The sequence below is a fragment of the Brevundimonas sp. CURTG3B2_SDJG genome, assembly GCF_057364705.1.
The window spans coordinates 1-13,833 of the sequence record NZ_JBNFOJ010000052.1 but is presented as its reverse complement, the minus strand read 5'-3'; the positions used below and the strand labels follow the sequence as shown (position 1 = coordinate 13,833).

Below are 13,833 nucleotides of genomic sequence, written 5' to 3'. Positions count from 1 at the left end.
AGGCGGAGGCGGAGGAGGAGGAGGAGGAGGAGGAGGAGGTGGCGGCGGAGGAATCGGCGTGACAACACCGCCACTGCCGCCACCGCCGCCTCCCCCGCCGCACGCAGCCAGCGGAAGGGCAGCCGCCAAGGCCATCGCCGGGACCAAGGCCTTCATCAAGCGCAAATTCTTCAAGACAGCACCCCAGCCTGTTCGGCCCCCGCGTGAACTCTAACGGCGATGCAACCGCTCTGGCAATGGACTCGCCGCCGCTCTGGCCGCGGTTCCACGCGCTACCGGGGCGCCGTCGGCTCTGCGCTCAAGACCTCGTCGCGCCACGCCGCCGCAGGATTCAGCACGGCGGTCGCTTCAAGGAAACTGCCAGGCTTCTTGGAGGGCTCCGGCGCGGTTTCCAGGCCAGCCAGTCGCGCCAGATCGGCGATGAAGGTGATGCAATTGCGCCGGTGCAGGTCGTAGGTCGATCCCTCGGGCCCGCCCCACCAGTCCGCCCGGGCGCGGATGGCGCGATAGGCGGCGTCCGTCACCGTCAACCGCAGATAGGGCCTTCCCTCGCCGACGTAGCGAGCGTCCGGCTCCTGCACGACGCCCGCCCCGCGCGCGAACAGAAGTTGCGGCCCTGGATTCCTCGCGGTGAAGCCGGCGGCCCAGTTCACCACCTCGCCCGTATCGTCCAGCACGCCGGTCGCCTGCACATAGGCGTGCGGGAACAGAAGATATCCGCCTCGCACCCGGGCGCCGGGATGGGCGTAGAAGGTCACCGTCACGGCCGCCCAGGCCTGGCCGGCGACCAGGCTCAGCAGCAGGGCGGAAATCAGGGCGCGGCACAGGGCGCGGATCATGGGCGTCTCCGGTGAGGGGCCACTCTAGAGGCCCCGTTCCGGAATGCGCAAAGGCCGCCGGGGTTGTCCCGACGGCCCTGCATTCCTTCCTTCGAGACGATCAGTGCGGCGCGGGGGCCGCGACCACGTCGCCTTCGCGGGCCCGCGACCGGGCGCAGGCGATGGCGAACACGGTCAGCAACAGATAGCCCGCCAGCGGCACGTAGAAGGCGGGGTTGAAGACCAGCGCCACATCATCGACCAGGCGCCCGGCGATATAGGGCAGGACCGCTCCGCCGACGATGGCGGTGCACAGCAGGCCCGACGTCGCCGAGACCGGCGCGGTGGACCGCTCCAGCGTCAGGGTGAAGATCGTGGGGAACATGATCGAGTTGAAGAAGCCCACCGCGATCGCCGCATAGGCGGCCGTCTCGCCGGTCGTCTGGGTGACGACCAGGCACAGGACAGCCGCGATGGTGGTGTTGACCGTCAGCAGCACCCCGGCCCGCACCCTGGTCAGCAGCAGGGCGCCGATCAGACGGCCCACCATGGCTCCGCCCCAGTACAGGCTGACCATGCGGCCCGCGTCGGCCTCGGGAATGTTCAGGACGGTCGGGCTGTGCAGGAAGTTGGTCAGCAGGCCGCCGATCGTCACTTCCGAACCCACGTAGATGAAGATGGCCAGGGCGCCGAAGATCGCCCACCGCGATCCAAACGCCTTCAGCGGAGAGGAGACGCCTCCGTCCTCGGCGCCGGCGGCCGCGGCGTTGATCTTCTTTCGGGCGGTGAAGATGAAGAAGGCCACCACCGCGAAGAAGGCGCCCAGGGCGAGAAAGGCGAAGTCGATGCTGCGCAGGGACTCGTCCCGCGTCGCCGCGGTGACGACGGCTCCGGCGGCGAACACGCCCCCGGTCAGCAGCACGGTCGATCCCAGGTATGGCCCGATCGTGGTGCCCAGGGAGTTGAAGAACTGCGAGAAGTTCAGGCGCGCGTGCGAGCCCTTCGGCGAGCCCAGCACGGCCACCAGCGGGTTCGCCGCGACCTGCAGCAGGGTCACGCCCGACGCGATGACGAACAGGGCGATCAGCACGCCGGGATACCAGTCCACGATCGTCGCCAGCGGCACCAGCAGGCAGCCCAGCACCATCACGGCCAGGGCCGAGATGATCGATCGGCTGTAGCCGAGCTTGCCCAGCACGGCGGCGGCCGGCACCGAGAACACGGCATAGGCGATGAACCAGGCGGAGGCCGTCAGCATCGCCTCGGCCGTGGTCAGGTCGAACACCTTGCGCACCGCCGCGATCAACGGGTCGATCAGCGAGGTGGCGAAGCCCCAGGCGAAGAACAGGGTGGTCACATAGGCGAAGGCCAGGCCAGTCTGGGCGCCGGGGCCCTTGCGCGGCGCGCTTTGCGTATCGGTCATCTCACTCCCCATGGCCGCGTCCCACGCGCGGCCTGCTCGTCTCTTTGGTTTCATCCGTGGACGGCCGCGTCCAGCGGTTTGAGGAAATCCGTAACCAAAAGTGCCTCGCCGCACTCAAGCAGCGAGCCGCCGCGCGGCGAGCGGTAGCGTCCCAAAAAAGAAGAGCCGTCCCGGTTGCCCGGAACGGCCCTCTCTGCACCGCTGACCGGTCGGGGGCGGATCAGTAGCGGTAGTTCACGCCGACCAGGAAGGTCCGGCCGTACTGCTGGTAGTCGATGACCCGGCGGGCGTCGTTGCTCTCGAAGGTCTTGAACTGCTCGTCGGTCAGATTGTTGACCTGGGCCAATACCGACAGGCCTTCCAGCGGTCCCGACTGGAACTCGTAGCCGACCTGGGCGTCGACCACCGATTCCGCGTCCACCATCCGCTGGATGCGGTCGGTGCCCACGCCCGACAGCTCGCCCAGGAACTCGGACCGGTAGCGGTTCGAGATCCGCGCCTGCAGGCCGTCGCGTTCATAGTACAGGGTCAGGTTGGCGACCTTCTCCGACAGGCCCGGCAGCGGCTGGGACGGGTTGCCCGGGTTCGGGATGATGTCGCTGTCCGTGTAGGAGGCGCTGAACGTCGCGCCGAAACCTTCCAGCGGAGCCCACAGGATGTCGAACGGCACCGACACCGCGAACTCGACGCCCGAGAGCGTGCCCCCCTCGCCGTTCTGCGGCGTCGACAGGAAGCCCTGGCGCAGCGTGGGCGCAGGCCCGGTGTAGGGATAGCCGGTGAAGTCCGTCAGCGTCTGCTGATCGTAGATGTAGCTTTCCAGGTCCTTGTAGAAGAGCGCCAGCGAGACGTATCCGCGGCGGCCGAAATACTTCTCGATCGAGATGTCGGCGGCGTTGGCGATCCACGGGCGCAGCCTTGGGTTCCCGCCGCTACCGCCCCACGGCGACTGGTTGACGTTGGTGCTGCCTGCGCGGCCGGCGTCGTAGTCGATGTTGATGGAGGCGCGCATCTGGTCCATCCGCGGACGGGCCAGCTCGCGGGCCAGGCCAAAGCGGACGTACAGGTCGTCGCGCACCTGGAAGTTCAGATTCAAGCTGGGCAGCAGTTCGGTGTACTCGTCGCCGCCAGTCACCGGCACCGGGGTCGCCGGGTTGCCGGACGCGGCCCGGCCGTCCGAGCTTTGCTCGGTGTAGACGACCTGGAAGCCCATGTTGCCGGTCACCGGCATGCCGGCGATTTGGGAATCGATGTCCGCCTTCCAGTAGGAGGTGATCACCGTCTCCTCGACCGACCAGCCGAAGGCCAGAAGATTGTCGTCCTGCGGCGCCAGGAGGGTGTAGATGCCGCTCTCCACCAAGGCGAACGGGTCGTAACTGATCACCGGCCCGATGCCGAGGAAGTCCAGCTGGGTCGGCTCGAGCAGGAACTGGCTGGGGACCGGAACGCTGGTGCGGTGCAGCGGGTCGGCGCGGTTGGCGTCCAGCGCCAGATAGTAGCGCTCGAGCGTCAGCTCCTTTTCGCGGCTGGTGTAGTTGAAACCGAAGGCGATCCGGCTGAACGGCCCGCCGGTGTCGATGTCGCGGGCGAACTCGCCCCGCGCCGAATACAGTTCATCTACCGTCGAAGGGCTGTTGATGAAGCCGTCCTGGCCGCCTTCGATCCCGGCGGGATAGACGCCGCCGCCCCAGCCCTGGGCGCTGGTCAGCAAGATCAGCGTCGGATCGGAGTAATCCAGCAGGCTGGAGAAGGTCGTGCCCTCGGGCGTCGTGCGGAACGTCAAGCTGTCGGTGACGCCGAGCTCGTTGCGGCCCGTGCCGGCGTTGGTCTCCAGAACCGTATCGGTGCGGTCGGCCTTGGAGTAGCTGAGGTCCAGGGTCGCGGACCAGTTGTCGGTGACCTGGAACTGGTTGTTCCAGCCGATCGAGGTCAGTTCGGCGGTGCGGCGGTTGCCGTCGTTGCGGACCACGCCCTTCACATTGTCCCAGGTGCCGGCCACGATCAGGCCGTCCACCACGGTCGCGTCCGGCCGCAGCAGGGGCGCGGGCCTGGCGCCGGCGCGCCGCCCCAGGCCAGCGGAAACTCGACGCCGCGCAGAATCTGGGTGTTGTCGAACTCGGAGTAGAAGGCGTCGAACGTCGAATGCCAGCGGTCGTTCGGGCGGAACTCGACCGTCGCCATATAGCCGTCGCGCACCAGTTCGCTGGATTGCACGTAGGGCTTGGCCCCGCCGACCACCAGGCTGCCGACCTCGTCCTCGTAGCCGGGCCGCGGCGTGCGCGCGCCGGCCGGCCCCATGCCGTAGCGGTCGTCGTTGATGTCGATTGTGGGATAGCCCCAGGCGTTGAAACGCTCGGCCTGGTACGGCGTCGACATGTGGGCGTAGCCCAGGACGAGGCCCAGCCGGCCGTCCATGAACTGGTCGATATAGCTGACCGAGAAGCGCTGGCCGGTGTCCTCGGTGCCCGAGTTCAGCGCGCCGTAGTCGTTCCACTCGTAGCGCGCGTTGAGCGCGATCGTCTGGCGGCCGTATTCCAGCGGTCGGATGGTGCGCAGATCCGCGGTGCCCGCCAGGCCCTGGCCGATCAAGGCCGCGTCGGGGGTCTTGTAGACCAGCACGCTGCCCAGCAACTCCGACGGATACTGGTCGAACTCGACGCCGCGGTTGTCGCCGGCCGAGACCTGCTCGCGCCCGTTCAGCAGGGCGGTGGTGAAGTCGGGCGACAGGCCGCGGATCGAAATGACCTGGCCGCGCCCATCCAGGCGCTGGGCGGTCAGGCCCGGCAGACGCGCCAGGGATTCGGCGATCGAGACGTCTGGCAGCTTGCCGATGTCCTCGGCGGTCACGACCTCGACGATCGAGCTGTTGGTGCGCTTGGACGCGATCGAGCTTTCGATCGAGGACCGGATGCCGGTGACGACGACTTCGCCGATATCGGTCGCTTCGTCCTGAGGGTCCGGCGCCGTCTGGGCCGAAGCCGCGCCGGCGAAACTCAGAAGGGCGGCGGCGCCGAAGGCGACTCCGCCCAGAAGGCGCGCGCGCCGGTTGAGTGGGCTTCTCATCTCAGTCCTCCCTGGAACCGGCGCTTTCTGTCGAAGCGTCCGGCGTTATCGCAAAGTTATGCAAACTTCTGGCAAGCTTGCAAGCCGACAATCAACGTACCGAGATGATGCGTGGCGAGAATGTGACGCCGAACCTTGCCATATTGCGCTGCACAAGGGCGATTCTCCTGCTACTGCCGCAATTTCGGCTTCGCCAGTAACTGGATTGACAGACGCCCGCTCCGCTGCAAAATCTTGCAAACTGATCCGTCGACCACGTCGTCGCCGGACGCCTCGGAGGATGCCAGGATGATAGGAAGGCTGAAGCTGGCCTGCGCCGCTCGCGCGCTCGCATTCTCGGCATCCCTTGCCGCCCTCGCTGGCCCGGCTGGCGCGCAGGAGGCGGCGACCACCCTTCAAGCGCTACGGGATCGCCCCCCCGAGGACGAGGTGATCTACTTCCTGCTGCCCGACCGGTTCGCCAACGGCGATCCCGGCAACGACCACGGCGGCCTTCAAGGCGACCGGCTGCAAACCGGCTACGACCCCGCCGATCCCGGCTTCTACCACGGCGGCGACCTGCAAGGCCTGACGGACAGGCTGGACTACCTCCAGGGCCTCGGCGTCACCGCCCTGTGGATCGCGCCGGTGTTCACGAACAAGCCCGTCCAAGGTCCGCCGGGCCACGAGAGCGCGGCCTACCACGGCTACTGGATCACCGACTTCACCCGGGTGGATCCGCATTTCGGGACCAACGAGGACTTCCGGATGCTGGTCGACGCCGCCCACATGCGCGGAATGAAGGTCTACCTGGACATCGTCATCAACCACACGGCGGACGTCATCCGATACCGGGAATGCCCGGCCAACGATTGCGGCTACCGCTGGAAGGGCGACTATCCCTACCAGCGCCGTGGCGGTCTTCAGGGGGAGGCGATCAACCCCGGTTTCAGCGGCGAGCCCGGAAGCGACTTCGCCGCCCTGACCCGGCCCGACTACGCCTACACCCCCTACGCGCCCGAGGGCGAGGAGGACGTCAAGGCGCCAGCCTGGCTGAATGACGTCGGCCTCTATCACAACCGAGGCAACAGCGCCTGGTACAGCGAGGCCCGCATGGACGGCGACTTTGCAGGCCTGGACGACCTGTTCACCGAACACCCCCGGGTGATCCAGGGCTTCATCGACATCTATGGAAGCTGGATCGACGACTATGGGATCGACGGCTATCGCATCGACACCGCCCGCCATGTGAACCCGGAGTTCTGGCAGGCCTTCGTGCCCGCCATCCTGGAGCGCGCCCGGGCCAGGGGCATTCCGAACTTCCACATCTTCGGCGAGACCTACGACTTCCAGAGCGGCACGGCGGCCATGCACACCGTCGTCGACGGCCTGCCGACCGTGCTGGATTTCGCCTATCAGCGTGTTGTCCAGAACATGGTCACTGGCGCGGGCCATCCGGACTCCATGGGCTATCTGCTTATGGAGGACGCCATCTACGCCGGGGGCGTGGGGACCGCCCGCCGGCTGCCGACCTTCACCGGCAACCACGACATGGGCCGCATCGGCCACCTGATCCTGAAGGAAAAGCCCGACATCTCGGACGCCGAGCTTCTGGCCCGCTCGACCCTCGCCCACGCCCTGGTCCTGCTCGGACGCGGCGTGCCGGTCATCTACTACGGCGACGAGCAGGGCTTCACCGGCGACGGCGACGACCGCCGCTCGCGCCAGGACATGTTCCAGACCCGGGTCGCCTCCTACGCCGACGATCGCCGCGTCGGCACCGCGTCCGGATCGTTCGACACCAATGCGGACCTGTACCGTCGCATCGCCGAGATGACCCGGGTCCGCGCCTCCGACCGCCGGCTGCGCCACGGTCGCGTCGCCGTTCGGATCGCGGATCAGACGCCGGGGATCCTGGCGCTGTCACGGCTGGATGATGACGGCGAGACGCTTGTGGTGTTCAACACCTCGACCGAGGCGCGCGACGTCAACGTTCCGGTGGAGATCCGGTCCGTCGCATGGCGTCCCCTGCTCGGCCAGTGCCCGTCCGCGGCCGCCGCCCCCGGCGCCCTTTCCGTCTCCGTGCCCGCCCTGGGCTATCTTGTCTGCGTATCCGAAGGCTGAGCGTGACCGTCCAGATTCTCGAGTCTTCCGCCCCGCACGCCGACGCCGCCGAATGGTGGCGCGGGGCGATCATCTATCAAGTCTATCCGCGCAGCTTCGCCGACTCGAACGGCGACGGCGTCGGCGACCTGAAGGGGATCACGGACCATCTGGAGCACATCGCCTCGCTGGGCGTGGACGCGGTCTGGCTCAGCCCCTTCTTCACCTCGCCGATGAAGGACTTCGGCTACGACGTCGCCGACTACTGCGACGTCGATCCCATCTTCGGGACCCTGGCCGACTTCGACGCCCTGATCGACAAGGCCCATCGCCTGGGTCTGCGGATCATCACCGACCTGGTCTTCTCCCACACCTCGGACGAGCACCCCTGGTTCACCGAAAGCCGCCAGTCGCGGACCAACCCCAAGGCCGACTGGTTCGTCTGGGCCGACGCCAAGCCGGACGGCTCGCCGCCGTCGAACTGGCAATCCGTGTTCGGCGGCCCCGCATGGACCTGGGACGCCCGCCGCGGCCAGTACTACATGCATAACTTCCTGCCCGAGCAGCCACAGCTGAACGTGCATAATCCGGTCGTCCAGGACGCGCTTCTGGACGCCGCCCGCTTCTGGCTGGACAGGGGCGTCGACGGCTTCCGCTTCGACGCCATCAACTTCTCGATGCACGACCCGAAGCTGACCGACAATCCGCCCCTGCCGGCGGGCGGGCGGCGGACGCGCCCCTTCGACTTCCAGGACAAGGTGCACAACCAGAGCCAGCCCGAGATCGTCGACTTCCTGAAGCGCATCCGGGCGCTGACCGACAGCTACGGCGGCCGCTTCAGCGTGGCCGAGGTGGGTGGCGACCACGCCGAGCGCGAGATGCAGGCCTTCACCGCCGGCGACGACCGGCTGAACAGCGCCTACGGCTTCCTCTACCTCTACGCCCCCGCCCTGAAGCACGACATGCTGCACATGGCCACCGACACCTGGGACGGCCGTCAGGGCCAGGGCTGGCCGTCCTGGACGTTCTCCAACCATGACGCCCCGCGCGCCATCTCACGCTGGGCCGAGGGCCGCGACCTGGACGCGGTCGCCCGTATGGCGATGCTGTTGCTGATGTGCCTGCGCGGAAACGTCTTCGTCTACTACGGCGAGGAGTTGGGTCTGCCTCAGGGCGAGGTGCCGTTCGACCGGCTGGTCGATCCCGAGCGATCGCCAACTGGCCCCAGACCTTGGGCCGAGACGGCGCCCGCACCCCCATGCCCTGGGCGCCGACCGTCCCTACGCCGGCTTCTCCACCGTCGAACCCTGGTTGCCGCTGGACGCCCGGCACGCCGCCCTGGCGGTCGATCAGCAGGAAGTCGACCCCAACTCCATGCTGCATCTGACCCGCCGCCTGATCGCCCTGCGCAAAGGACGGCCGGCGCTCATGCGCGGCGACATGCGGATGATCGACAGCCCGGCCGACGTGGTTTGCTTCGAGCGCACCTTGGGCGTCGAGCGCCTGCTGTGCGTCTTCAACCTGGGCCACACGGCCGTTCCATGGACGCCACCCGCCGGTTGGCGACTGCTGGAATCGGTCAACGTCGAGGCCGGATCCGCCGGGGCCGTGCCGCCCCTCGCGGGAATGGTCCTCACGGGCGAGCCCGGATGACGTCAGCCCCCGCAGCTCTCGCGCACGATCAGGTCGGTGGGGATGCGTTCCGATCGGCCGACCGCGTCGCCGGGGTTGTCGATCAGCTTGGACACCAGAAGGCGCCCGGCCTTCATCGTGTCCTGGGCGATGGTGGACAGAGCGGGGCGCGCATAGCGGCTGAAGGGCACGTTGTCGAAGCCGATCACCGACACGTCCTCGGGCACGCGCAGTCCGGCGTGCAGCAAGGAGCGCACCGCGCCCAGGGCGATCTGGTCGGACGCGCAGACGATGCCGTCGAACTTCACGCCGCGCCGGATCAGGCCGTCCACGGACGCCTCGGCGGACTCGACTTCGAAATGGGCCTCCATGATCAGGTCGGGGTCCACCCCCAGCCCGGTCTGCTCCAGCGCTTCCAGGTATCCGCGATGCCGCTGCATGGCCTCGGGCGGATCCAGGTCGCCCAGGAAGACGATGCGCTTGCGGCCCAGCCGCGCCAGGTGCCGGGTCGCCCGGCGACCGCCCGCCAGATTGTCGGACCCGACGGAGCAGTACAATTGATCCGGCAGCTCCGCGCCCCAGACCACGAACCGGCCGTCGGTCTCGGCCAGGCGGTTCAGGCTCTGGTGCAGGAACGACTGGCCCAGGAAGATCACCCCGTCCGCGCGAGTGTTCATCGCCGCCGACAGGTCGTCGTACGACGTCGGGGCGAAATGGCTCATGATCACGTCGCAGCCCCGCTCGCGCGCCGCCTCGCCGACGCCGGCCAGAAGCTCCAGGAAGAAGGGATCGCTCAGCCGCCCCTCGCGACCTTGCGGCCGGGGCGTGACCAGGGCGATGACCCCGTCGGCGCCGACCGGACCGGACGGCATGTAGCGGCGGAACGGATAGTCGTGCTCGCGCGCCAGCTTCCAGATCAGCTGCTTGGTCCGCGCGTTCACCGCCGGGCTGTCGTTCAGGGCTCGCGACGCCGTGGAGATCGACACGCCGGCCATCTTCGCCAGATCCTCCAGGCGGGTGTTTCGGCGGCTCACGTCACGGCTCCGGCTAGGCTGAGACCTGCAAAATTTGCTGCAAATCTTGCTTGTTCTGCGCCGCCTCCCCCGCGCTTGGCAAGTCCCGTTCGATGGAGCGTATTCCCATGCTGACCCGCCGCCTGCTGATCTCGACCACCGCCCTGGTGGCGGCCCTGCCGACGGCGACGCTGGCGCAGGACGTGGCCCAGGCGCCGGCGGGTTCGACCGGCCAGGCGCGCGCCTCGTCGCCCGACGGCGTGCTGACGGTGGAGGTCGGGGTGACCGGCGAGGGCCGCCCGGAGTATTCGGTCTCACGGTTGGGCCGGCCGGTCGTGGCGCCGTCGCGCCTCGGCTTCATCCTGACCGACGGCCCCAAGCTGGAGCGCAATTTCGCCGTCACGGCCGACGCCCCCACCCAGCATGACGATACCTGGGAGCAGCCTTGGGGCGAGCGCCGGTTCATCCGCAACCGCTACACCCAGCTGCGCGTCCACCTGACCGAGAAAGGTGGGCTGCGCAGGCGGATCGACGTGGTCTTCCGGCTGTACGACGACGGCCTGGGCTTCCGTTACGAGTTCCCCGAGCAGCCCGATCTGACGGCGGTGAAGATCGGCGAAGAGCTGACCGAGTTCGCCCTCGTCGATCCCGGCACGGCCTGGTGGATTCCGGCCTTCGAATGGAACCGCGAGGAGTACCTCTACAACCGCACCCGCATCGATCAGGTGGGGGTGGCCCAGACCCCGCTGACGGTGCGCACCGAGGACGGCCTGCACGTCTCGATCCACGAGGCGGCGCTGGTCGACTATTCGGGTATGAACCTGCGCCGGGTCGAAGGCGGCCGGTTCAAGGCGGCGCTGACGCCAGGCTTGTCGAACGCGGCGGTCGAGCGGACCGCGCCTTTCGCAACGCCCTGGCGGACCTTGCAGATCGCCGACCGCGCGGGCGATCTCGTGGAATCCAGCCTGATCCTGAACCTGAACGAGGCAAACGCGCTGGGCGACGTCAGCTGGTTCAAGCCGATGAAATACGTCGGCGTCTGGTGGGAGATGCACCTGGACCTGAAGACCTGGAACTCGGGCCCCAAGCACGGCGCCACCACCGAGAACGCCATCAAGCACATCGACTTCGCGGCCAAGCACGGCTTCGGCGGGGTGCTGATCGAGGGCTGGAACGTCGGCTGGGACGGCGACTGGTTCGGGACCGGCTGGGACTACAGCTTCACCCAGGCCTATCCCGACTTCGACATCGAGCGCGTCGCAGCCTACGCCCGGTCCAAGGGCGTGGAGATCATCGGCCATCATGAGACCGGCGGGAACGCCTATCACTACGACAAGCAGCTGGACGCCGCCTTCGCCCAGATGCGGCGCTTCGGCTGGCATTCGGTGAAGACGGGCTATGTCGCCGACGCCGGCGGCGCGCGTGTCGCGGGCCCGGACGGCCAGCCCCGGCTGGCCTGGCACGAAAGCCAGCCGATGGCCCAGCACCACCTGCGCGTGGTTCAGACGGCGGCGAAGTATCAGGTGGCGGTGAACGCCCACGAGCCGTTCAAGGACACGGGCCTGCGCCGCACCTATCCCAACATGATCAGCCGCGAGGGCGCGCGCGGCATGGAGTTCAGCGCCTGGGGCCAGCCGGGCAATCCGCCAGAACATGAAGCCAACCTGGTCTTCACCCGCCTGCTGGCCGGACCGATGGACTACACCCCGGGCGTCTTCGGCATGCGCACCCGCAGCCCGGACGGCATCGCCACCACCTGGGCCAAGCAGCTGGCGCTGTACGTGACCATCTACAGCCCCATCCAGATGGCCGCCGACTTGCTGGAGAACTACGAAGCCAATCCGGGCCCGTTCCAGTTCATCAAGGACGTGCCGGTCGACTGGGCCGAGACCCGGATTCTCAGCGGCGAGATCGGCGACTACGTCGTCACCGTCCGCAAGGACCGCAACTCCGACGTCTGGTGCCTCGGCGCCGTCACCGACGAGGAGCCCCGGGGGCTGAGCGCGCCGCTGGGCTTCCTCGACGCCGGCCGCCGCTATCGGGCGGAGATTTATCGCGACGGCCCCGAAGCCGACTGGAAGGGCAGACGCGAGGACATCGTCATCGAACAGCGCGAGGTCGGCTCAACTGACGTCCTGCCCCTGCGCCTCGCCCCGGGCGGCGGGCAGGCGATCCGCTTCGTGCCGATCGGAAGGGCGCGCCGGTGACCACCGCGCTCGCCCCCCACCGCCCCGCCTGAGCCCCCCCTCGCCATCTGGAACATGTGGCGTCGGCTTTCTTCGGCATCCAGATCGGCTTCGGCCTGCAGAACGCCAACACCAGCCGGATTTTCCAGACCCTGGGCGCCGAGGTGGATTCGCTGGCCATCCTGTGGATCGCCGCGCCGCTCACCGGCCTCCTGGTGCAGCCCATCATCGGCCACTTCAGCGACCGCACCTGGACGCCGCTCGGCCGCCGCCGTCCCTACTTTCTGGTCGGCGCGATCCTCACGACTCTGGCGCTGCTGGTCATGCCGCATTCGCCTTACCTCTGGGTCGCGGCCTCGATGCTGTGGATCATGGACGCCTCCATCAACGTCACCATGGAGCCGTTCCGCGCCTTCGTCGGCGACAACCTGCCTCAGGAACAGCGCGCCACCGGCTATGCGATGCAGAGCTTCTTCATCGGCGCCGGGGCGGTCTTCGCCTCGTGCCTGCCGTGGATGCTGTCGAACTGGTTCGACGTCGCCTCCACCGCGCCCGACGGCGTCGTTCCCCTGAGCGTGCGCATCGCCTTCTACGTCGGCGCCGCGGCTATGCTGGCGGCGGTCCTCTGGACCGTCTTCACCACCCGCGAATACAGCCCCGAACAGCTCGAGGCCTTCGAGCCCGCCCGCGAGGACGCGTCGGTCGACGGGCGTCCGGCCCGCGCCTACGCGATCGCGGCCCTGCCCTGGCTGGCGGTCGGCCTGCCGCTGTTCGCCGTGGTCCGCGGCCTGGGCCTGGCCAAGGAGCTGTACGTCCTCGCCGGTCTGATCGCCGGGTTCGGCCTGCTGCAGCTGGCGGCGGCCTGGCTCAAGCGCGAGGCGCGTCGAACGGCGTGACCCAGATTCTGGACGACGCCTTCGCCATGCCCCGGACGATGCGCGGCCTGGCCGTGGTCCAGTTCTTCAGCTGGTTCGCCCTGTTCTCGATGTGGATCTACATGACCCCCGCGGTCACCGCCGTGCACTATGCGTCGCCCGACCCCGCATCGGCGGAGTATGCGGCAGGCGCCGACTGGGTTGGGGTGCTGATGGGAATCTACAACGGCGTGGCCGCGCTCGCCGCCTTCCTGATCCCGATGCTGGCGGCGCGGACCGGCCTGCGCGGCGCCCACGCGATCAATCTGACTCTCGGCGCGGCGGGCTTGCTCGGTGTCTTCCTGATCCGCGATCCGGCGCTGCTCTGGCTGCCGGCGATCGGTGTCGGCTTCGCCTGGGCCTCGATCGTCTCCCTGCCCTACGCCATCCTGTCGAACGCCGTGCCGGGCCGGAAGATGGGCGTCTACATGGGGGTCTTCAACATCTTCATCGTGGTTCCCCAACTGGTCGCCGCCACTCTGCTGGGAGCGATCCTGAAGGGTCTGTTCGCCGATCAGGCGATCTGGGCCCTGGTCATCGGCGGGGTCAGCTTCCTGATCGCGGCGGGGGCCAGCCTGCTGGTTCCGGAGGAGAACGCATGAGCCCGGTTTCCTCCCCCGGCGGGGGAGGGGGGAGCCATCCGCAGCCGCAGGGCGAAGGATGGTGGAGGGGGCGCCGGGACTGCGCCCGCTCCAATCCCCTCCA

9 protein-coding genes and 1 pseudogene are annotated in these 13,833 nt (G+C 68.3%); 5 read left to right on the top strand and 5 right to left on the bottom strand.

Going from position 1 to position 13,833, the window contains the following annotated elements:
* Positions 1-272: 272 nt before the first annotated feature.
* The 4 genes from AC2W7C_RS05415 to AC2W7C_RS05400 all read right to left on the bottom strand — a co-directional run bounded on the left by AC2W7C_RS05415 (position 273) and on the right by AC2W7C_RS05400 (position 5,301).
* The gene (locus AC2W7C_RS05415; RefSeq protein ID WP_486000524.1) at positions 273-839 is read right to left on the bottom strand and encodes a hypothetical protein; all 567 of its coding nucleotides are present in this window, start codon (positions 837-839) and stop codon (positions 273-275) included.
* Positions 840-939: 100 nt separating this feature from the next.
* Entirely contained in the window at positions 940-2,241 is a 1,302-nt protein-coding gene (locus AC2W7C_RS05410) for a sugar MFS transporter (RefSeq protein ID WP_486000523.1), read from the bottom strand.
* Positions 2,242-2,461: 220 nt separating this feature from the next.
* Positions 2,462-4,255 (bottom strand): TonB-dependent receptor, encoded by a 1,794-nt coding sequence (locus AC2W7C_RS05405; RefSeq protein ID WP_486000522.1) that lies wholly within the window; start codon positions 4,253-4,255, stop codon positions 2,462-2,464.
* Complete coding sequence (locus AC2W7C_RS05400) at positions 4,240-5,301, bottom strand: TonB-dependent receptor plug domain-containing protein (RefSeq protein ID WP_486000521.1); 1,062 nt, start codon at positions 5,299-5,301, stop codon at positions 4,240-4,242. Before AC2W7C_RS05400 ends, AC2W7C_RS05405 begins: the two co-directional genes overlap by 16 nt.
* Positions 5,302-5,730: 429 nt before the next feature.
* Between AC2W7C_RS05400 and AC2W7C_RS05395 the strand changes: the two genes are divergently transcribed.
* Positions 5,731-7,404, top strand: a complete 1,674-nt coding sequence (locus tag AC2W7C_RS05395; RefSeq protein ID WP_486000520.1) for an alpha-amylase family glycosyl hydrolase — start codon at positions 5,731-5,733, stop codon at positions 7,402-7,404.
* Positions 7,405-7,406: 2 nt separating this feature from the next.
* Positions 7,407-9,036 (top strand): annotated as a pseudogene (locus AC2W7C_RS05390) (alpha-amylase family glycosyl hydrolase).
* Positions 9,037-9,038: 2 nt separating this feature from the next.
* Here AC2W7C_RS05390 and AC2W7C_RS05385 read toward each other — a convergent pair.
* The gene (locus tag AC2W7C_RS05385; protein WP_486000525.1) at positions 9,039-10,094 is read right to left on the bottom strand and encodes a LacI family DNA-binding transcriptional regulator; all 1,056 of its coding nucleotides are present in this window, start codon (positions 10,092-10,094) and stop codon (positions 9,039-9,041) included.
* Positions 10,095-10,156: 62 nt separating this feature from the next.
* Between AC2W7C_RS05385 and AC2W7C_RS05380 the strand changes: the two genes are divergently transcribed.
* The 3 genes from AC2W7C_RS05380 to AC2W7C_RS05370 are packed head-to-tail and all read left to right on the top strand — an operon-like array spanning position 10,157 to position 13,730.
* Positions 10,157-12,235 (top strand): glycoside hydrolase family 97 protein, encoded by a 2,079-nt coding sequence (locus AC2W7C_RS05380; protein ID WP_486000519.1) that lies wholly within the window; start codon positions 10,157-10,159, stop codon positions 12,233-12,235.
* A 56-nt stretch (positions 12,236-12,291) separates the two neighbouring features.
* Complete coding sequence (locus AC2W7C_RS05375) at positions 12,292-13,110, top strand: MFS transporter (protein WP_486000518.1); 819 nt, start codon at positions 12,292-12,294, stop codon at positions 13,108-13,110.
* A complete protein-coding gene (locus AC2W7C_RS05370; RefSeq protein ID WP_486000517.1) occupies positions 13,107-13,730 on the top strand; it encodes an MFS transporter in 624 nt (207 codons plus the stop codon). The genes AC2W7C_RS05375 and AC2W7C_RS05370 overlap by 4 nt, the downstream gene beginning before the upstream one ends.
* The last annotated feature ends 103 nt before the right edge of the window (positions 13,731-13,833 follow it).